A 19767-nucleotide genomic window follows, 5' to 3' on the forward strand; every position below is an offset into this window, starting at 1 on the left:
CGGGGTGATGCGGTTCCTCAGCGCAGGCCGGATGCCATGTCCATCAGGTGGCCGAGGACGGCTTCGCCCGAGGTGCGCAGGCCGTCGTGCTCGTGCTCGTTGGTGACCCAGGCACGCACGTTGCCCACGGCCGCCGCCGTCTCCAGCGAGAGGCCCGCGTCGACGTACATGTCGTCGGCGTAGACCGCCGCGAGGACCGGGACCTCGTTCGCGGCCAGCCGCTCCCGGTCGTAGAGCAGCGGCCAGTCCTCGGCCTCGGCGAGCAGGTTCGCGGCGCCCGCGAACGGGCGCAGCGCGGCGATCTGCTCGAACATCCAGGGGTACATCATCTCGCCGGTGAACAGCAGCGGGTCGGCGTCGGCGGCGAAGTCCGGGTGCTGCCCGAGGGCCTGATCGGCGGCCCAGCCGGTCGGGCCGTTCGCCTGGCCGTAGCAGTACTCCTGCAGCGCGAACAGCGGCTGGTCGATGAATCCGGTATGCGTCATGACCTGGTAGAGGAAGGTGTCCGAGAGGCGGTCGCCGTGCCACGCTTCGTCGAGGATCCAGTGCACCTGGGCGTACCCGTAGCTCATGCCGAACGCGGTGCCGAGCGTGCGGAACCGCTCGGCGGTGAGCCGGTCGCCGTCGGGCAGCCGCACGTCGTCCGCGGCCAGGTGGTCGGCGATCCGGCGCACGGCGGCCGCGTCGCCGGGGAACGCGCGGTAGAACTCGGCGTTCTTCCGGGCGACCCGCGGATAGGTGCGGGCGTAGATGTCGCGGGCGGTCGCGGTCAGGCCCGGCAGGCCGCCGGTGACGAAGCAGTTGCGCAGGCCGCACGGGGCCTTCGACAGGTACGCCATCGTGATGAAGCCGCCGTAGCTCTGCCCGAGCGAGTCCCATTTCGTGCCGCCGGTGACCCGTTCCCGCAGGATCTCGGCGTCGGCCACGATGCTGTCGGCGCGGAACAGCTTGAGATGGTCGGCCAGCTCCCGGTCGGTGCGCCCGCCGACGGTGCGCGCGGTGATCGGCGTGCTGCGGCCGGTGCCGCGCTGGTCGAGCAGCAGCACCCGGTGGGTCTTGACGGCGTGCCCGATCCAGCTCTCGGCCCGCTCCGGCCGCGGCGACTTGCCGCCCGGCCCACCCTGGAAGAAGACCAGCCAGGGCAGGTCGTCGCCGGCCCGGCCGGCCGCCACCACCTCCCGCGCGAAGACCTCGATGGTCCCACCGCCGGGCTTGTCGTGGTCGAGCGGCACGGTGACGGTGTGGTCGGTGAAGCGGAGCCCGGGGTGCGCGATCATGCATTTCACATTAGGGCTTCCCGGGACGCCAAAACTTTTTTGGGCGCCGCGTCGATCCGGGGCGGAGCCGTTCGACCTTGAGGTGAGAAGGTCGGAAGGCGACCGCAGCGAACAGGGAGATTTCACGATGGCGAAGTACATGCTCATCATGCGCGGCACGGACGAGACGAACGCCAAGATGATGGAGACGTCGTTCGACGAGATGCTCACCACCATGGGCCGTTTCAACGAGGAGCTGATCCGGGCCGGCGTGCTGGTCGCGGCCGAGGGCCTCGACGACGCGGCGCAGGGCGTGGTGGTCGACCACTCGGGCGAGACGCCGGTGGTCACCGACGGGCCGTACGGGGAGACCAAGGAGCTGTTCGGCGGCTTCTACATCCTCGATGTCGCCACCAAGGAGGAGGCGGTCGAGTGGGCCAAGCGGATGCCGGCCTTCCCGGGCGCCAAGACCGAGATCCGCCGGGTGCCGAGCATCGAGGAGTTCCCGCAGGACAACGAGTGGATCATCAAGGAGAAGGCCTGGCGCGAGCGTACGGGCCAGATCTGATGCCGCAGGCTGCCGACGGCCCGCGCGCCGCCGACGCGGCGCGCCGGGCCGTCGAGGCCGTCTGGCGGATGGAGTCCGCCCGCATCGTCGGCGCCCTCGCGCGCTACACGAAGGACTTCGCGCTGGCCGAGGACGTGGCGCAGGAGGCCATGGCCGAGGCCCTGATCGCCTGGGAACGCGACGGCGAGCCGGCGAACCCGGCGGGCTGGCTTTTGTCGACCGCCCGGCGGCGAGCCATCGACGCGTACCGCCGCGGCTCGGCCCTCGACGAGCGGTACGCCACGCTGGCCCGGCAGCTGCCGGCCGGGGAGGAGCTGGACTGGGACCCGGACCGGATCGACGACGACGTCCTCGCGCTGATGTTCGTGTCCTGCCATCCCGTGCTCTCGGCCGAGGCACGGGTCGCCCTGACGCTGCGCGCGGTCGGCGGCCTGACCAGCGAGGAGATCGCCCGCGCGTTCCTGGTGCCGGTGCCGACGGTGCAGGCGCGGATCACCCGCGCGAAGAAGACGATCGCGGCGGCCGGCGTGCCGTTCGAGCTGCCGCCGGCCGAGGAACGCGGTCAGCGGCTGGGCGGGGTGCTCAGCGTCCTCTACGTGATCTTCACTGAGGGCTCCACCGCGACCGCGGGCGACCAGCTGGTGCGCGCCGACCTCGCCTACGAGGCGATCCGCCTGGCCCGCATGCTCACCGCCGTGCTGCCCGCCGAGCCGGAGGCGCACGGGCTGCTCGCGCTCTTCGAGCTGACCGCGGCCCGCTTCCCGGCCCGCACCGGCCCCGACGGCGAGCCGATCCTGCTCGAGGACCAGAACCGCCGGCTCTGGGACCGGTCGGCGATCCGGCGCGGCCTGGCCGCCCTCGCCCAGGCCGCGTCCGCCGGTCGCGGCCTCGGCCCGTACGGCCTGCAGGCGGCGATCGCCTCCTGCCACGCGTCGGCCGCGTCGGTGGGGGAGACCGACTGGGAGCGGGTGGTGCTGCTCTACGAGGCGCTCGGCCGGGTGGCGCCGTCCCCGGTGGTCGAGCTGAACCGGGCGGTGGCGGTCGCGATGGCGACCGGACCGCAGTCGGCCCTGAACATCGTGGACGACCTCGTCGCCACCGACCGCCTGGCCGGCTCGCATCTGCTGCCGACGGTGCGCGGTGAGCTGCTGACCCGCCTCGGCCGCATCGCCGAGGCGCGCGCCGAGCTCGAGCTGGCCGCCCGCCTGTGCGGCAACGCGCGCGAGCGCTCGGTGCTGCTCCGCAAAGCGGCGGCCCTGGGCTGAGCCTCCCGGATGTGTCGTCATCACGACTATCCAGGGTGGCGGCGAGTGCCTACTGTGGAGGCCTCATTCCGCTTGGACCGGAGGCGTCGGATGTCCGCGTCGGCTAAGAAACTCATAGGTGTTCTCGGTGCGCTCCTGGTGACCGCGGGTGTGGTGGCGACCATCGTGGGGATGTTCATGAACAAGGACATCAACTCGGTGGGGCTGGCAGCGATCTTCGTCGCCGGTATCGGGCTGGTGTACGCGGGCATATTCGGCCTGCTGCCCGAAGAGATCGGGTTCGGCGACAAGGGAAAGATCAAACTGCAGGCGGCAGCCGACGCGGTGAAGACGGTCAAGGAGTCCACCAGTTCCGAGGCGGAGGCGATCGCGAAGTCGCCGGCCCTGCTGAAGACCGTCATCGCGGCCAGGGACGAAGCCGAAGCCTCGGCCGTGGTCGAGGGCGCCTTGCGGGAACTGGTGAGCAGGATGCCCGCGACCGCCGACGTGCTCAAGACCGTCAGCTGACCGACCAGCTGGTGCACGGCACCGTGAGCGCTGTCTGCTGCCGCGGTTGCGGGTCGCGCTGGACCGCACCGCCACCGGGCCGCCGCGTTCCGGGCCCGGCGGACATTGGTATTCCTGGCGGGTTTCGCAGCGCCGAAATATCGCTCGGAGCTTTGCGTTGCCCCCGGGCGCATGACATGAGGCAAGGGTCGTCCGTGACGTCATTGTCAGGCCGTTCGAACCGCAAGATCTTCAGGTGACATGCGGCAGCCGATTGCGAAACGGCCCGCTCAAACGCTGCCGAACTCCTTCTCCGAGTGCCGGCTGTCGGCCTGGCGGCGGGAACCGAGGGTGAAGGCGACCCCGCCCAGCGCCGCCACCACCCCGCACAACAGCAGCGTCGTCCGATAGCCGAAGTGCTCGACCGCCACGCCGGACAGGATGCCGGAGACCAGCAGGCCGGCCGTGGTCGCGTTGGCGAACAGCGTCGTGGCGCGGCCGGTTGCCGGGGCGAGGAGGTCCTGGAAGTAGCGGATGCCGGCCGCCCCGACGATCGCGATCCCCACGCCGCGGAAAACCTGGGCGATCACGAGCATCGGCATGCCCGCGGACACGACCGTCAGGGCGTAGTAGCCGACGAAGGCGCCGAAGCCGCCGAGGATCAGGGCCCGCTGACTGACCCGGGCGGGCACGACGGCCAACCCCAGCGTGGCCACCACCTCGACCGCGGCGCAGACGCTGAAGAGCACGCCGACCGACGCGGGGTGCTGATGCAGGGAGCGCGTGACGAACAACGGCACGGCCAGACCGCCCGCGAACATCGCGGTGAAGAACAGGGTGACGCTCACGGTGAGCAGGACGGGGGTGCCGCCGGGCGACGAGTTGGCCACCGCGACGGAACCGGGCCGCGGCACGGCGAGAACGGTCAGCGCGGAAGCGAGAAACACCCCGGCGGCCGTCCACATCAGCCATGAATAGCCGCCCTTGGACAGGACGAGAGCGCCCAGCAACGGCCCGGCGGCCCACGCCAGGGACCAGGCCGAGCGCAGCAGCGGCGCGGAACGCTGCCCGGCGGCGCCCTCGCCGAGAACGGAGCGGGCCAGGGAGAACAACTGCGGGAAGGCCGCACCCATCGCCCCGAGCGCCGTCGCCGCCATCAGGAGCAGAACCAGGAAGCTCGCAACCCGCGGCAGCAGCGCGTAACCCGCCGAGCCCAGAAGGATCACGACGATCGCGTACGTCCGGGCGGGCCGGCGGTCGAACAACCGTCCCAGCCACCAGCTGATGGTGATCCCGCCGATGGCGAACACCGAGGCCCACACGCCGATCTGCAGCGGCGTCAGCCCGGCCACATCGGCGCCGAACAGCACGATGTACGAATTGACCATCGAGTCCGCGATGCCGAGCAGGAGGACGGCGGCGAAGAGCGCGAGAAAGGGCACGTGATCTTCGTACCGGCTCGATCTCGCCGGCGACACCGAATTAGGGTCGTTGCGTGACCGACAGGATGGGACCGGCGAAGCGGGTCCGGCAGCTCAGGCTCGTGGTCGAGGCGGAGGACTTCGCCGAGGCGGTGGCGTTCTACCGGGATGTGCTGGGTCTCCCCGAAGAGGCCGCGTTCGCGGGGGACGGCGACGCGCGGGTCGTGATCCTCGACGCCGGCCGGGCGACGCTGGAGATCGCCAATCCGGCGCAGAAGCGGATGATCGACGAGGTGGAAGTCGGTCGCCAGGTGGCGCCGCGGATCCGCGTGGCGTTCGAAGTCGATGACGCGGTCGCGCGCACCGCGGAGGCGACCGCGGCCGGCGCCGCCGAGGTGGCGCCGCCGACCCGTACGCCGTGGCGCTCGCTCAACGCCCGGCTGGAGGCGCCGGCCGGGCTGCACATCACCCTGTTCCAGGAGCTGGGGCCGGCGGCCGATCGAGAGACCGAGCCCGGCGCTGAGACCGGGCAACCGCTCTAACGGACGAAGCGTTCCCGGCGCACCGACGGCCTGCGGCCTCGGATGGTGCTGCGCTGCATGGCCGCGATGACCATGTCGGCGGCTTGTTCGGGGACCTCGACCAGCGAGAAGCGGTCGGTGATCTGGATGGCGCCGATCTCGCGTGCGCTGAGGCCGGACTCGCCGGCGATCGCACCCACCAGGTCCTGTGGGCGTAGGCCGGCCCGTCGGCCGATGCCGAAGAACAACCGGGTCACGCCCGAATCCGACGCGCGGGGATACCCGGGCCGGTCGCGTCCGCCGGTGCCCGGCCGGGCGTCCCGGCTGCGCGGGGCGCGGCTCGGGGCCGGTGGCGCCGGCGAGGGGATCTCCTCTTCCTCGACGTCGCCACCGGCCGCCTCGTGCAACAGCTTCACGGCGGCGAGCGCGACGTTTTCGACGTCGAACTCGTCGGTGAGGGAGTCGAGGACGACCCTGAACCGTTCGAGGTCGTCGGTTTCCAGGCTGGCTTGCAACGCCGTACGGGTCAGCTCCAGCCGCCGGGCTCGCAGGTCCGTCACGGTCGGCAGCTTCTCCAGCGTGATGCGCTGCCCGGTGAGCCGCTCGATGGCCTTGAGCATCCGCTGTTCCCGCGGCTCCGCGAGAGTGATCGCGCAGCCTTCCCGCCCGGCACGGCCCACCCGGCCGATGCGGTGCACGTACGCCTCCGGCGCCGCGGGCACGTTGAAGTTGATGACGTGGGTCAACTGCTCGACGTCGAGGCCGCGGGCTGCCACGTCGGTCGCGACCAGCAGTTCGGTGCTGCCGCCGCGCAGGCGGCCCATGACCCGGTCGCGCTGATCCTGGCTCATGCCGCCGTGCAGCGCCTCCGCACGGTACCCGCGCCCGTTCAGGGTCTCGGTGACCTGGTCGACCTCTTCCCGGGTGCGGCAGAAGACGATCGCCGCCGACGGCGCTTCCACGTCGAGGATCCGGCCGAGAGCGGCCGTCCGGTGCGCCCGGGTGACCATGTAGGCGCTCTGCCGCACCAGCGGAAGCTCGCCCGCCGCGACGGCCTCGCGGCCCATCGTGATCCGCACCGGGTCACGCAGGTGCCGGCGGGCGATGCTGTCGATGCGGGGTGGCATCGTCGCCGAGAAGAGCACCGTCTGCCGATCGGCGGGAGTCTCGGCGAGGATCGCCTCGATGTCTTCGGCGAACCCCATGTCGAGCATCTCGTCGGCCTCGTCGAGCACGACGGTGCGCACGTCACCGAGTTGCAGCGTCGTCCGCTCGATGTGGTCGAGCACCCGTCCCGGCGTCCCGACGACGACGTCCACGCCGCGCTGCAACGCCTGCAACTGCCGCCCGATCGGCTGCCCGCCGTACACGGGCAGCACACGTACGCCCAGGTCGCGGCCGTACCGGTGGACTGCTTGCGACACCTGCTCGGCCAGCTCGCGGGTCGGCACGAGAACGAGTGCTGCCGGCCCCGCATCGCGCCGGCCGACGGTCAGCGCCTGCAGCACGGGCAGCGCGAACGCGGCCGTCTTACCGGTGCCGGTCGCTGCCTGTCCCACCAGGTCGTTGCCCGCGACCAGCGGCGGAATCGCCTCCCGCTGGATCGGGGTCGGTTCTTCATAGCCGAGGGTGGTCAGTGCACGGAGCAGTTCCGCCCGCAACCCCAGTCCGGCGAAACCCGCCTCGGACTCCAACGGATCATGTTCCATGACGACAACAATAGGAGAACCCCGACCGGGCGCGCGCACGGCGCTCACCGCCCGTGTACATGCCGTCTCAGCCGGCGCAACTGACGATCGAAGACCTTGTCTGGTCAGTCGGCGAGCATGTCGGCGAACTCGGCCGGGTCGATGATGGGGATGCCGAGCTTGGCGGCCTTCGTCGCCTTCGCCGTGGTCGTCTCGGACGTGACGAGGGCCGTCGTGGTCGCCGAGACGCTGCCGGTGGCGCGGCCGCCCAGTTGCTCGATGCGTTCGCTCACGGTGGTGCGCGTGTAGCCGGGGACGCTGCCGCTGACCACGTAGGTCTTGCCCTCGAGGGGCTTGTCGCCGTTGGTCTCGGGGACGCTCATGGTGACGCCGGCGGCGGCGAGGCGGTCGATGACGCCGGACATGGTGGCGAGGCCGTCGACGACGTGCTGTGCCTTGATCAGGCCCATCTTGTCGATCTCGGCGATCTCCTCGACGGTGGCGGCGCGCAGCGCCTGCATGGTCTTGAAGCGGGCGGCGAGCCAGCGGCCGACGCTGCGGCCGGTCATGCGGATGCCCAGGCCGGTGATGACGCGGTTGAACGGCTGGGTCTTGCTGCGTTCGAGCGACGCGATGACCTTGGCGGCGTTGAGCTTGCCGAGCAGGACGACGCCGCCGGCCTTGGTGTTGCCGACGGGCAGCTCGGCGAGCTGATCTTCGGTGAGCTTGTACAGGTCGGCCACGTCGTTCGCGAGGCCCGCGTTGACCAGGGCCACACACAGCGCCTCGCCCGCGCCTTCGACGTCCAGGGCCTCGCGGCTGCACCAGTACTCGAGCGCGTTGGTGACGCTGCACGAGGCGGTGTGGCAACGCCACAGCAGGCTGGATTTGTCCCACGGCTCGCCACACTGCGGGCAGGTCTCGGGCGGCGCCCACGGGGTGAGGCCGTGCGGCTGCTCGCCGATGGGAGCGGTGACGCGCGGGATGACGTCGCCGGCCCGCCACACGGCAACGGTCTGGCCGATGGCGAGGCCCTGTTCCTCGACGAACTTGGGGTTGTGCAGCGTCGCGTACGTGATGGTGGTGCCGTCGACGAACACCGGGTCGAGCACGGCGCGCAGCGAGATACGCCCGGTGCGCCCGACCCGCACCTCGATGTCGCGCAGCACCGTGGAGCCCGTGTCGGCCGGGTATTTGAACGCGGCCGCCCAGTACGGCGTGCGGCTGGCGGAGCCGAGCCGCCGGCGCGTCGACTCGAGGTCGGCGGTGAGCACGGCGCCGTCGATCGGGAACTCGAGGCCGCGGCGCAGCTCGCCGATGCGCGCGATGGCGGCGAGCGCGGCCTCGGGGTCGGTGGCGACCTCGATCTCGCCGGTGGCGAGCCGCCCGGCCGCGGGGAAGCCGAGCTCGACCGCGCGGGCCATGCGCTCGCGGTGGGAGCCGAAGTCGCCGGAGATGTCGTACGCCGCGAAGGTCATCGGCGTGTCGTAGGCGCGGTCGGCGCTGCGGATCGACCCGGCGACCGCGCCGCGCGAGTTGATGAACGCCTTGCCGCCGGCGGCGACCCGGTTGGCGCCGGCGGCCTCGAAGTCGGCGACGGTCATGTAGACCTCGCCGCGGACCTCGCCCGTCCACGGGGTGCCCAGCCGGGCGGGCAGGCCGGTGACGCCCCGCAGCACCTGGGTGGTGACGTTCTCGCCGGTGCTGCCGTCGCCGCGCAGCGCGGCCAGGGCGAGCCGGCCCGACTCGTACGCCACCCGGATCGCGAGCCCGTCGAGCTTGACCTCGACGAGGCAGGGGTCGCCGGCGAGGCTCGCGACGAACGTGCGCACGCCCTCTTCGCCGGTGACCTTGTCGAGCGACATCATCGGCGTCGGGTGCCGCACGTCGCCGCCGCCGGACATGCCCGCCGCGACCCGGCTGATCAGGCCGCGGTCGTCCCACTCGGGGTGGGCCGTCTTCGCCGCGGTGATGCGGTCGAGCAGCACGTCGTAGTCGGCGTCGGTCATCAGCACCTCGCCGGTGTCGTAGTACGACTTGGCGGCGGCCTGCGCCCGGTCGACTGCGGCGGCGAAGGCGGCTTCGGTGAGGGCAGCGTCCGTCATGCCGACAACTTACGTCCCCGGTGCGACAAGATGGAGGTCGTTAAGCTGGGGCGATGGTCCGGGATGAGCTGATGCGGCTGCGAGCGGGCGCCGAAGCCGAGGCGGCGACGCTGGCCCGAGACCTGCAGGCGCTGTTCGCGGCGTCGCGCGATTCGAATGCCGACGACGAGCACGACCCGGAAGGCGCCACGATCGGCTTCGAACGCGCCCAGCTGAGCGCGCTGCTGGCGGCCGCGCGGGAGCGGATCGCCGAGGTCGACTACGCGCTGCGCCGGGTGGACGCGGCGACCTACGGCATCTGCGAACGATGCGGGCAGCCGATCGCCGGGGAGCGGCTGGCGGTACGTCCGTTCGCCCGCTGCTGCATGGCGTGCGCGTAGGCGACGCCCGCGGGCCGGTCAGCCCGCCGAGAGGTTGAGCTCGAAGCTGTAGCGGCTCGCCCGGTAGAGGTGGCTGCCGTACTCGAGGGCGCGGCCCGACGTGTCCCAGGCCGTGCGGACCATCGTGAGCAGGGAGGCGCCACGCTTCTCGTCGAGGGTGCGGGCCTCGGCGGCCGTGGCGGAGCGGGCGCCGATCACCTGGGTGGCGATGCGGGGGACATGGCCCGCCATGCGCAGCAGCTCGTAGAGGCCGTGCGACGCCAGGTCGGCCTCGGTGACCGAGAGGATGTCCAGCGGGATCGCGTTGTGCATCAGGGCCAGGGGCTCGCCGCCGGCGAAGCGGAGCCGTTCTATCCAGGTCACCGACGTGCCGGGCTCGATCGAGAGGGCCGCGGCCGTCGCGTCGGAGGCGGGGATCGCCCGCAGGTCGAGCACGTCGGTGCGCGGCTCGCGGTCGCCGGCGACCAGGTCGTCGTAGAGGCTGGACAGCTCGACCGGGCGGCGGACCTTGGGGTGCACCACCTGCGTGCCGACGCCGCGCTTGCGGACCAGCATGCCGCGCTCGACCAGATATTGGATCGCGCGGCGGGTGGTGGGGCGGGAGACGCCGAGCCGTTCGGCGAGGTCGACCTCGTTCTCGATGCGGGCGCCCACGCCGATCTCGCCCTTCTCGATCAGCTCCTGTAAACGGGTCGCGACCTGGTAATACAGCGGCACCGGGCTGGACCGGTCCAGGTGGACCGGGCGCACCGGGGTCAGGTCGGATGTCACGACGTCCCCCTGTTGTCTCAGATGGCGCAAGTCAGTTTGTCAGGACAAAGTATTGACGTAAGAGCCCTCACGTTATTACATCGAGGGCAACAAACATAGCGTCGTGGACCAACTACCAGCGGCGATCAACTTTTCTTCATCGCGCCGTAACGAGCACGGCATCCGGCACTCAAGATCTCTCGAGGGAGAACCGCATGCCTGTGGACGACGTCCTGACGATGGGACGCATCGGCGTCGACCTGTACCCACAGCAGATCGGTGTGTCGCTGCGCGAGGTGCGCACGTTCGAGAAGTTCCTCGGCGGCAGCGCGTCCAACGTGGCCGTCGCCGCCGCCCGCTACCGGCGCCGGGCCGCGGTCATCACGCGCACCGGCAACGACCCGTTCGGTGAGTTCCTGCACGACGCGCTGCGCGGCTTCGGGGTGGACGATCGCTTCGTCACCCCCGTCGCCGGCCTGCCGACGCCGGTGACGTTCTGCGAGATCTTCCCGCCCGACGACTTCCCGCTCTACTTCTACCGCTTCCCCAAGGCTCCCGACCTCGAGATCCGCGCGTCCGAACTCGACCTGGAGGCGATCCGCGCGGCCCGCATCTTCTGGATCACCGGCACGGGTCTTTCGCAAGAGCCTTCGCGTACGGCGACGCTCGAGGCGCTCCGGGCCCGGGGCAGGAGCGGCATCACCGTCTTCGACCTCGACTACCGCCCGATGTTCTGGGAATCCCGCGAACAGGCGCGCCGCTGGTACGCCGAGGCGCTGCCGTTCGCCACGGTCGCGGTCGGCAACCTCGACGAGGTGGACACGGCGGTCGGCGTACGCGATCCCAAGATTGCCGCCGCCGCCCTGCACGACGCCGGCATCGAGCTCGCGGTGATCAAGCAGGGCCCGGCCGGTGTGCGGGCCTCCCGGAAATCAGGTGAGCAGGTCGAGGTCCCGCCCGTCCCGGTCGAGGTGGTCAACGGCCTCGGCGCCGGCGACGCGTTCGGTGGCGCGCTCTGCCACGGCCTGCTCGCGGGGTGGGATCTCGAGGCGACGATGCGCTTCGCCAACGCCGCCGGAGCCATCGTCGCCTCGCGTCTGGCCTGTTCGGACGCGATGCCGACCGAAGATGAGGTGCGCGAGCGACTGGGGGTGTCCCGTGCCTGACCTCTCCGACCTGCTCGAGGCGCGGACGAGGCGTCCCGATGCGATCGCGGCGGCGGCCGCGGCCCGCAAACGGCCGGGAAGCCTGTTCGGCCCGCACGGCAAGCTGATGATCATCGCGGCCGACCACCCGGCCCGGGGCGCGCTGCGCGCCGGCGCCGACCCGCTCGCCATGGCGAACCGGGTCGAGCTGCTCGATCGCATCCGCACCGCGCTGGCCCGCCCCGGCGTGAACGGTGTGCTCGGCACCCCCGACATCCTCGAAGACCTGCTGCTGCTCGGCGGGCTCGACGACAAGGTCGTGATCGGCTCGATGAACCGCGGCGGCCTGGCCGGCACCAGCTTCGAGATGGACGACCGGTTCACCGCCTACGACGCCGGCAGCATCGCCGCGGCCGGCTACGAGGGCGGCAAGATGCTGCTGCGCATCGACCCCGACGACCCCGGCACGGTCGCCACCCTGCAGGCCTGCGGCACCGCGGTCGCCGAGCTGGCCGGCCGGCGGCGGATGGCGATGGTCGAGCCGTTCATCTCGCACCGCGTCGACGGCCGGGTCCGCAACGACCTCACCGCCGAGGCGATGATCCGCGCGATGACCGTGGCGGCCGGCCTCGGCACGACCTCCGCGTACACCTGGCTCAAGGTGCCGGTCGTCGACGACATGGACCGCGTCATGGCCGCCACCACGCTGCCCGCGCTGATCCTCGGCGGCGAGGTCGCCCACGACGCCGAGGCCGCGTACGCCAACTGGGGCAAGGCGCTGCGGCTGCCCACCGTGCAGGGCCTGGTCATCGGACGGTCGCTGCTCTACCCGGCGAGCGGCACGGTCGCCGACGCCGTCGACCGCGCCGTGGGATTGCTGTGATGGCCCGGGTCAACCCCCTGATGCGGCGGGGGAGCACGGCCGACAGGCCGTTCGACACGGTGGTCTCGCCCGAGAACGCGGGCTGGCGCTACAGCGGGCTGCGCGTGCTCGAATTGCCGATCGGTGCGAGGGCACGGTTTTTCACCGGCGACGATGAGATGCTGGTCCTGCCGCTCTCCGGCGGCTGCGACGTGACCTGCGACGACGAGCGGGTCACCCTGACGGGCCGGCGCTCGGTCTTCTCGCGGGTCACCGATTTCGCGTACGTGCCGCGGGAGTCCGCCGTGACCGTGCGGGCGCCCAATGGCGGGCGGTTCGCCCTCCCCGCGGCCCGGGCCGAGCGCAGGCTGCCGTTCCGCTACGGCCCGGCCGAGGACGTCCCGGTCGAGCTGCGCGGCGCCGGGCAGGCCAGCCGCCAGGTCAACAACTTCTGCACGCCGCAGAGCTTCGACGCCGACCGGCTCATCGCCTGCGAGGTGCTCACCCCGGGCGGCAACTGGTCGTCCTACCCGCCGCACAAGCACGACGAGCACGCCGACGGCGAGTCCAGCCTCGAGGAGATCTACTACTTCGAGGTCGCGCCCTCGCCCGCCGGCGGCGCCGGCTGCGGCTACCAGCGCGTGTACGGGCACCCCGACCGCCCCATCGACGTCTGCGCCGAGGTCCGCACCGGCGACATCGTGCTGATCCCGTACGGCTGGCACGGCCCGTCGATGGCCGCGCCCGGATACGACCTCTACTACCTCAACGTCATGGCCGGGCCGGGCGCGCGCGAATGGCTCGTGCGCGACGACCCGGCGCACGGCTGGGTGCGCGCCTCCTGGACGGCGATGGACGTCGACCCGCGCCTGCCCATCTCCACCTGCAAGGAAAGGACACGTTCGTGAGACTCACCGTCGGCCAGGCCGTCGTGCGGTTCCTGGCCAGCCAGTGGACCGAGCGCGACGGTGTGGAGCAGCGCGCGGTCACCGGCTGCTTCGGCATCTTCGGGCACGGCAACGTGGCGGGTCTGGGGCAGGCCTTGTTGCAGGCGCAGCGCACGGGAGAGGCCGACCTGCCCTATCACCTGGCGCGCAACGAGCAGGCGATGGTCCATGCCGCCGCCGGTTACGCCCGCATGAAGAACCGGCTGTCCACAATGGCCTGCACCGCGTCGATCGGGCCGGGCTCGACCAACATGCTCACCGGCGCCGCCCTCGCGACCGTCAACCGGCTCCCGGTGCTGCTGTTCCCGTCCGACATCTTCGCCACCCGGGTCGCCGCGCCGGTCCTTCAAGAGCTGGAAGACCCTTCCTCGTACGACGTGAGCGTCAACGACGCGTTCCGGCCGCTCTCCCGCTTCTTCGACCGCGTGTGGCGGCCCGAGCAGCTGCCGGCCGCCCTGCTCGGCGCGATGCGGGTGCTGACCGACCCGGCCGACACCGGCGCGGTGACCATCTGCCTGCCGCAGGACGTGCAGGCCGAGGCGCACGACTTCCCCGAGGAGCTGTTCGCGAAGCGGGTCTGGCACGTGCGCCGCCCGCTGGCCGAGCCGTCCTTCGTGGAGCGTGCCGCCGAGGTCGTCCGCAACGCCTCCCAGCCGCTGCTGATCGCGGGCGGTGGCGTCATCTACGGCGAGGCCTGCGACGAGCTCGACCGGTTCGCCCGCGAGACCGGCATCCCGGTCGCCGACACCCAGGCCGGCAAGGGCGCGCTGGCCTGGGACCACCCCAACTCGGTCGGGGGAGTGGGCTCGACCGGCACCCCGGTCGCCAACCGGCTCGCCCGCGACGCCGACGTGGTGATCGGCGTCGGCACCCGGTACAGCGACTTCACCACGGCGTCACGCACCGCGTTCGCCAACCCGGACGTGAAGTTCGTGAACATCAACGTGGCCGGCTTCGACGCGGCGAAACAGGCCGCGTACCCGGTCGTCGCGGACGCCCGCTCCGGGCTCTCCGCGCTGCTGGCGGCGCTGGCCGGCAAGCGGTTCCCGACCGACTACCGGGCCGACGTCACCGCCTGGCAGGCGACCGTCGATGAGGCGTACGGCGGCCACGCCTCTAGTCCGGTCAAGGGTGGCGGTGGGGTGGTTGGAGGGAGCCCTCTGCCCGCCCAGAGCGAGGTGATCGGGGCGGTGAACGAGGCGTGCGGAGCGCGCGACGTCGTGGTGCAGGCGGCCGGCAGCATGCCCGGCGACCTCCAGCTGCTGTGGCGGGCCCGCGACCCGAAGCAGTACCACGTGGAGTACGGCTACTCCTGCATGGGCTTCGAGATCGCCGGCGCGCTCGGCATCAAGATGGCCGACCCGTCCCGTGAGGTGTACGCGCTGGTCGGCGACGGCTCCTACCTGATGATGTCGCAGGAGATCGTGACCGCGGTGTCCGAGGGCATCAAGCTCGTCGTGGTGCTGGTGCAGAACCACGGGTTCGCCTCGATCGGCGCGTTGTCGGAATCCCTGGGCTCGCAGCGGTTCGGCACCAGCTACCGGTTCCGCGGCCCGGGCAACGACTACGATGGCAGCTACCTGCCGGTCGATCTCGCGGCCAACGCCGAGAGCCTCGGCGCCTCGGTGATCCGCTGCCGCACCATCGCCGACCTGCGCGACGGCCTCAAACGCGCGCGGGAGGCCGACCGGCTCACCGTCGTGCACATCGAGACCGACCCGCTTTCCCCGGTGCCGTCCTCCGAGTCGTGGTGGGACGTGCCCGTACCCGAGATCTCCGCATTGTCATCCACGCGCGCCGCCCGCGAACGCTACGCGGAGGCCAAGCGCGACCAGCGGCTCTACCTCTGAGGACAGGAAGTCATGGCAACCATCGAACACTGGATAGGCGGGGAGTTCACCTCCGGCGTCTCCACCCGGCGAGGAGCGGTCTTCAACCCCGCCACCGGCGAGCAGCAGCACGAGGTGGTGCTCGGCGCGGCCGCCGACGTCGACGCCGCGGTGCGCGTGGCGACGGCGGCCTTCGACCAGTGGAGCCAGGCGTCGCTGAGCAAGCGCACGAAGGTCCTGTTCGGCTTCCGCGAGCTGGTCAACGCCCGCGTCAGCGAGCTCGCCGAGCTCATCTCGGACGAGCACGGCAAGGTGCTCTCCGACGCGGCCGGCGAGGTGCAGCGCGGCCTCGAGGTCATCGAGTTCGCCTGCGGCATCCCGCAGTTGCTCAAGGGTGACTACTCCGACCAGGCCTCGACCGGCGTGGACGTGTTCAGCTTCCGCGAGCCGCTCGGGGTCTGTGCGGGCATCACGCCGTTCAACTTCCCGGCCATGGTGCCGATGTGGATGCATCCGGTCGCCATCGCCTGCGGCAACACGTTCCTGCTCAAGCCGAGCGAGCGCGACCCCAGCGCGTCCAACTACGTGGCCGGGCTGTGGCGCGAGGCCGGGCTGCCCGACGGCGTCTTCAACGTGGTGCACGGCGACAAGGAGGTCGTCGACGCGATCCTGCACCACCCCCGCGTCGCGGCCGTCTCGTTCGTCGGGTCCACGCCGATCGCCCGCTACATCCACGAGCAGGCCAGCGCGACCGGCAAGCGGGTGCAGGCGCTCGGCGGGGCCAAGAACCACGCGATCGTGCTGCCCGACGCCGACCTCGACTTCGCCGCCCAGCACCTGACCGCCGCGGCGTTCGGGTCGGCGGGGGAGCGGTGCATGGCGATCTCGGCGGCCGTCGCGGTCGGCAGCGCCGGCGACGCGCTGATGGACCTGGTGTCCCGCAAGGCCGCCGAGGTGGTGGTCGGGCCCGGCCGCGATCCGCGCAGCGACATGGGGCCGGTGGTCACGGCCGCCGCGAAGGAGCGGATCGAGTCGCTGATCGGCACTGGCGAACAGCAGGGCGCCAAGCTGCTGGTCGACGGCCGCGGGCTGCGGGTGGCCGGGCACGAGAACGGCTTCTTCGTCGGACCGACCGTCATCGACCAGGTGCAGCCCACCATGGACGTCTACACCGAGGAGATCTTCGGGCCGGTGCTCTCGACGATTCGCGCCGACGACGTCGACGCCGCCATCGACCTGATCAACAGCAATCCGTACGGGAACGGCACGGCCATCTTCACCTCCAGCGGCGAGGCCGCGCGCCGGTTCCAGCGGGGCGTGCGGGTCGGGATGATCGGCATCAACGTGCCGATCCCGGTGCCGATGGCCTACTACTCCTTCGGCGGCTGGAAGGACTCCCTGTTCGGGGACAAGCACATCCACGGGCCCGAGGGGGTCTCGTTCTACACCCGCGGCAAGGTCGTGACCTCGCGGTGGCCGCACATGTCGCACGCCTCCGGCGCCTCTCTGCATTTCCCCACGGCGAGCTAAGGAACATCGATGGAGATCCGTCACCTGCAACTCGGCAGCTGCCCCGATTCCTGGGGCGTGTGGTTCGCCGACGACCCCAAGCAGACACCTTGGAACAGGTTCCTCGACGAGATGGCCGAGTCCGGCTACCGGTGGCTCGAGCTCGGCCCGTACGGATATCTGCCGACCGACCCGTCGCAATTGCGCGACGAGGTCGCCAAGCGGGGTCTCTCGGTCGCCGGCGGGACCGTGGCCGGCGTGGGCGGGCCGCACAAGGACTTCGACGCCGTGGTGGCGGAGAGCCGGAAGGTCGCTTCCCTCACGGCGGCCCTGGGCGCGAAGAACGTCGTGTTCGTCCCGGTGCCCGGCTATCGCGACGACGCCACCGGCGCCTACCGCGAGGCCGCGAACCTCGACGACGAGGCCTGGGGCGCGCTGATCCGCAACTCCAACACCCTCGGGAAGATCCTGCTCGAGGAGTACGGGGTCCACATGCGCTTCCACCCGCACGCGGACTACCAGGTCGAGACGCAGGAGCAGGTCGAGCGCTTCCTCGCCGAGACCGACCCCGACTTCGTCTCGCTGTGCCTGGACACCGGGCACCTCGCGTATCGTCGCGCGGATGTCCCCGGACTGATCCGGAAATATCCGTCGCGCGTCGGATACGTCCATATCAAGCAGATGGATCCCGTCATCGCCCAGCGCGCCGCCGACGAGGACCTCGCCTTCGGGCAGGCCGTCGCCATGGGCGCCTCCATCGAGCCCCCGGCCGGCGAGCCCAAGATCCCGTCGGTCATGGAGGCGCTGAGCGAGCTGGACGCCGACATCTTCGTCGTGGTCGAGCAGGACATGTACCCGGTCGACTTCGACCTGCCCCTGCCGATCGCGACGCGCACCCGCACCTACCTCAACTCGGTCGGCCTGCACTCCCGGCCTGCCGCCGTCCCCTCCGAGGAGATATCCGATGAACGCTCGTAGTCGCACCTTCAGAGTCGCCGCCGTCCTCGCAGTGATCGCCCTGGCCGCCGCCGGTTGCAGCGGCGGCGGCCGGGAGAAGACCACCGATGACACCGGCGGCGGTGGCAACGCCGCCGGCAGCTCCGGATACACGGTCGCCTTCATCACCCACGAGACGCCCGGCGACACGTTCTGGGACAAGGTGAAGAACGGCGCCCAGCAGGCCGCCAAGGACACCGGCGTCACGCTGAAGTACTCCAACGACCCCGAGGCGCCCAAGCAGGCGGTGCTGATCCAGAACGCGGTCGACTCCAAGGTGAACGGCATCGCCACCACGCTGGTCACCCCGGACGCCCTGGCCGGCTCGGTCAAGGCGGCCACCGACGCGGGGATCCCGGTCGTCGGCTTCAACTCCGGCATCGACCAGTACCAGAAGCTCGGCGCGCTGATGTACTTCGGCTCGGACGAGACCCTGGCCGGGACCACGGCCGGCAAACGGCTCGCCGAGCAGGGCGCCAAGCACCCGCTGTGCGTGATCCAGCAGACCGGCTCGGTCGCCCTCGAGGCCCGCTGCGCCGGCGTGAAGAGCTCGGTGCCCGGCACCGAGAACATCCAGGTCAACGGCGCGGACGACGCGGCCGTCACCACGACGTTGCAGGCGAAGCTGTCGCAGGACAAGTCGATCGACGCCATCGTCACGCTCGGCGCGCCGCAGGCGCTCGACGCGATCAAGGCGAAGGATCAGTCGGGCAGCACCGCCAAGCTGGTGACCTTCGACCTCAACCAGGAGGCCGCCCAGGACATCAAGGACGGCAAGATCCTGTTCTCCATCGACCAGCAGCCCTACGTGCAGGGCTACATGGCGGTCACCTCGCTCTACCTGAACCTCAAGAACGGCAACGACATCGGTGGCGGCAAGCCGGTGCTGACCGGGCCGTCGTTCGTGGACAGCACGAACATCGACCGCATCCTCCCGTTCACCAAGAACAACACGCGGTAGGCGAGGTGCTCCCATGAGTCAGACTGTCGAGGCCGCGCCCCGGCCCACACCGTCCGAGCCGACCAAACGGGTCCGGGCCGGGCTCTCCAGCCGGCTGCTCGCGCGACCCGAGATCGGCGCGCTGGTGGCGGCGATCATCATCTTCATCTTCTTCCTCGCCCTGGCGCCGGCGTTCCGCTCGGCCGAATCCTTCTTCACCGTGCTGTACCAGTCCTCGGTCATCGGCATCGTCGCCGTCGGCGTCGGCCTGCTGATGATCGGCGGCGAGTTCGACCTGTCGTCCGGCGTCATCGTCTACACCGCCGGCCTCGTCTGCTCGATGTTCTGCTGGTACTTCGGGATCAACCTGTGGATCGGCGCGCTGCTGTCGATGGCCTTCTGCCTGCTGATCGGCTTCCTCAACGGATACCTGGTGATGCGCACCGGCATCCCCAGCTTCCTGATCACCCTGGGCACGTTCTTCGTCCTGCAGGGCGCCAATCTGGGTGTCACCAAGCTGGTCACCGGCGCCGTGTCCAGCCCGGACATCAGCCAGATCGCCGGATTCGACTCGCTCGCCAAGATCTTCTCGTCCAGCTTCAAGATCGGATCGGTGACGGTCTGGACGTCGGTGCTCTGGTGGTTCCTCTTCGTCGGCCTGGCCGCCTGGACCCTGCAGCGGACCAAGATCGGCAACTGGATCTTCGCGGTCGGCGGCAACCCGGACAGCGCCCGCGCGGTCGGCGTCCCCGTCGTCCGCGCGAAGATCGGCCTGTTCATGACCGTGTCGTTCCTCGGCTGGTTCGTCGGCATGCACCAGCTGTTCCGGTTCAACACGCTGCAGGCCGGCGGCGGCGTCGGCAACGAGTTCCTCTACATCATCGCCGCGGTCGTCGGCGGCACCCTGCTCACCGGCGGCTACGGCAACGCGATCGGCGTCGCCATCGGCGCCTTCATCTTCGGCATGACCAGCCTCGGCATCATCTACGCCGGCTGGGACCCGAACTGGTTCAAGGCCTTCCTCGGCGTGATGCTGCTGCTCGCCGTGCTGGTCAACCTGTACGTGAAGCGGATGTCGACCATGCGGAAAGTGGGCTGA

General features: G+C 70.9%; 18 protein-coding genes. 13 read left to right on the forward strand and 5 right to left on the reverse strand.

Annotated elements, in window-relative coordinates; translation table 11 throughout:
- Nucleotides 1–17: 17 nt before the first annotated feature.
- A complete protein-coding gene (locus ACIA5D_RS42305; protein WP_396036276.1) occupies nucleotides 18–1277 on the reverse strand; it encodes an alpha/beta fold hydrolase in 1260 nt (419 codons plus the stop codon).
- 127 nt (nucleotides 1278–1404) lie between these two features.
- Between ACIA5D_RS42305 and ACIA5D_RS42310 the strand changes: the two genes are divergently transcribed.
- From ACIA5D_RS42310 to ACIA5D_RS42320, 3 genes are all read left to right on the forward strand, one after another.
- Complete coding sequence (locus tag ACIA5D_RS42310; protein WP_396036278.1) at nucleotides 1405–1824, forward strand: YciI family protein; 420 nt, start codon at nucleotides 1405–1407, stop codon at nucleotides 1822–1824.
- On the forward strand, nucleotides 1824–3089 hold the full coding sequence (locus ACIA5D_RS42315; RefSeq protein WP_396036280.1) for an RNA polymerase sigma factor: 1266 nt from the start codon (nucleotides 1824–1826) through the stop codon (nucleotides 3087–3089). Before ACIA5D_RS42310 ends, ACIA5D_RS42315 begins: the two co-directional genes overlap by 1 nt.
- A gap of 150 nt (nucleotides 3090–3239) precedes the next feature.
- Nucleotides 3240–3596, forward strand: a complete 357-nt coding sequence (locus ACIA5D_RS42320) for a hypothetical protein (RefSeq protein ID WP_396036282.1) — start codon at nucleotides 3240–3242, stop codon at nucleotides 3594–3596.
- A 269-nt stretch (nucleotides 3597–3865) separates the two neighbouring features.
- Here the strand turns inward: ACIA5D_RS42320 and ACIA5D_RS42325 are convergent, their stop codons facing one another.
- On the reverse strand, nucleotides 3866–5017 hold the full coding sequence (locus ACIA5D_RS42325; protein WP_396036284.1) for an MFS transporter: 1152 nt from the start codon (nucleotides 5015–5017) through the stop codon (nucleotides 3866–3868).
- A 53-nt stretch (nucleotides 5018–5070) separates the two neighbouring features.
- Between ACIA5D_RS42325 and ACIA5D_RS42330 the strand changes: the two genes are divergently transcribed.
- On the forward strand, nucleotides 5071–5538 hold the full coding sequence (locus tag ACIA5D_RS42330; protein WP_396036286.1) for a VOC family protein: 468 nt from the start codon (nucleotides 5071–5073) through the stop codon (nucleotides 5536–5538).
- On the opposite strand, the gene ACIA5D_RS42335 is transcribed toward ACIA5D_RS42330, so the two are convergent.
- Both ACIA5D_RS42335 and ligA read right to left on the reverse strand, forming a co-directional pair.
- Entirely contained in the window at nucleotides 5535–7226 is a 1692-nt protein-coding gene (locus ACIA5D_RS42335; RefSeq protein ID WP_396036287.1) for a DEAD/DEAH box helicase, read from the reverse strand. The two genes, ACIA5D_RS42330 and ACIA5D_RS42335, sit on opposite strands and share 4 nt — an antisense overlap.
- 104 nt (nucleotides 7227–7330) lie before the next feature.
- On the reverse strand, nucleotides 7331–9310 hold the full coding sequence (gene ligA / locus ACIA5D_RS42340) for an NAD-dependent DNA ligase LigA (RefSeq protein WP_396036288.1): 1980 nt from the start codon (nucleotides 9308–9310) through the stop codon (nucleotides 7331–7333).
- 53 nt (nucleotides 9311–9363) lie between these two features.
- Between ligA and ACIA5D_RS42345 the strand changes: the two genes are divergently transcribed.
- Entirely contained in the window at nucleotides 9364–9690 is a 327-nt protein-coding gene (locus ACIA5D_RS42345) for a TraR/DksA family transcriptional regulator (protein WP_396036289.1), read from the forward strand.
- Nucleotides 9691–9708: 18 nt separating this feature from the next.
- Here ACIA5D_RS42345 and ACIA5D_RS42350 read toward each other — a convergent pair whose 3' ends face one another.
- Complete coding sequence (locus ACIA5D_RS42350) at nucleotides 9709–10461, reverse strand: GntR family transcriptional regulator (protein WP_396036290.1); 753 nt, start codon at nucleotides 10459–10461, stop codon at nucleotides 9709–9711.
- Between the two features lie 194 nt (nucleotides 10462–10655).
- On the opposite strand from ACIA5D_RS42350, the gene iolC reads away from it, so the two are divergent.
- The 8 genes from iolC to ACIA5D_RS42390 are packed head-to-tail and all read left to right on the forward strand — an operon-like array spanning nucleotide 10656 to nucleotide 19767.
- Nucleotides 10656–11606: a 5-dehydro-2-deoxygluconokinase gene (gene iolC, locus ACIA5D_RS42355; RefSeq protein WP_396036291.1), complete on the forward strand. Its 951-nt coding sequence runs from the start codon at nucleotides 10656–10658 to the stop codon at nucleotides 11604–11606.
- Complete coding sequence (locus ACIA5D_RS42360) at nucleotides 11599–12468, forward strand: aldolase (protein WP_396036292.1); 870 nt, start codon at nucleotides 11599–11601, stop codon at nucleotides 12466–12468. The genes iolC and ACIA5D_RS42360 overlap by 8 nt, the downstream gene beginning before the upstream one ends.
- Nucleotides 12468–13355, forward strand: coding sequence for a 5-deoxy-glucuronate isomerase (gene iolB, locus ACIA5D_RS42365; RefSeq protein ID WP_396036293.1), 888 nt, complete (start codon nucleotides 12468–12470; stop codon nucleotides 13353–13355). Before ACIA5D_RS42360 ends, iolB begins: the two co-directional genes overlap by 1 nt.
- Entirely contained in the window at nucleotides 13352–15244 is a 1893-nt protein-coding gene (gene iolD / locus ACIA5D_RS42370) for a 3D-(3,5/4)-trihydroxycyclohexane-1,2-dione acylhydrolase (decyclizing) (protein WP_396036294.1), read from the forward strand. Before iolB ends, iolD begins: the two co-directional genes overlap by 4 nt.
- A gap of 12 nt (nucleotides 15245–15256) precedes the next feature.
- Nucleotides 15257–16753 carry a CoA-acylating methylmalonate-semialdehyde dehydrogenase gene (locus ACIA5D_RS42375; RefSeq protein ID WP_396036295.1) on the forward strand — a complete coding sequence of 499 codons (1497 nt, stop codon included), beginning with the start codon at nucleotides 15257–15259 and terminating at the stop codon, nucleotides 16751–16753.
- A 9-nt stretch (nucleotides 16754–16762) separates the two neighbouring features.
- Nucleotides 16763–17710, forward strand: coding sequence for a TIM barrel protein (locus ACIA5D_RS42380; protein WP_396036296.1), 948 nt, complete (start codon nucleotides 16763–16765; stop codon nucleotides 17708–17710).
- Nucleotides 17697–18689, forward strand: coding sequence for a sugar ABC transporter substrate-binding protein (locus ACIA5D_RS42385; protein WP_396036297.1), 993 nt, complete (start codon nucleotides 17697–17699; stop codon nucleotides 18687–18689). Before ACIA5D_RS42380 ends, ACIA5D_RS42385 begins: the two co-directional genes overlap by 14 nt.
- A 13-nt stretch (nucleotides 18690–18702) precedes the next feature.
- Nucleotides 18703–19767, forward strand: coding sequence for an ABC transporter permease (locus ACIA5D_RS42390; protein ID WP_396036298.1), 1065 nt, complete (start codon nucleotides 18703–18705; stop codon nucleotides 19765–19767).

The organism is Actinoplanes sp. NPDC051513 (genome assembly GCF_044454685.1).
Classification (GTDB): domain Bacteria; phylum Actinomycetota; class Actinomycetes; order Mycobacteriales; family Micromonosporaceae; genus Actinoplanes.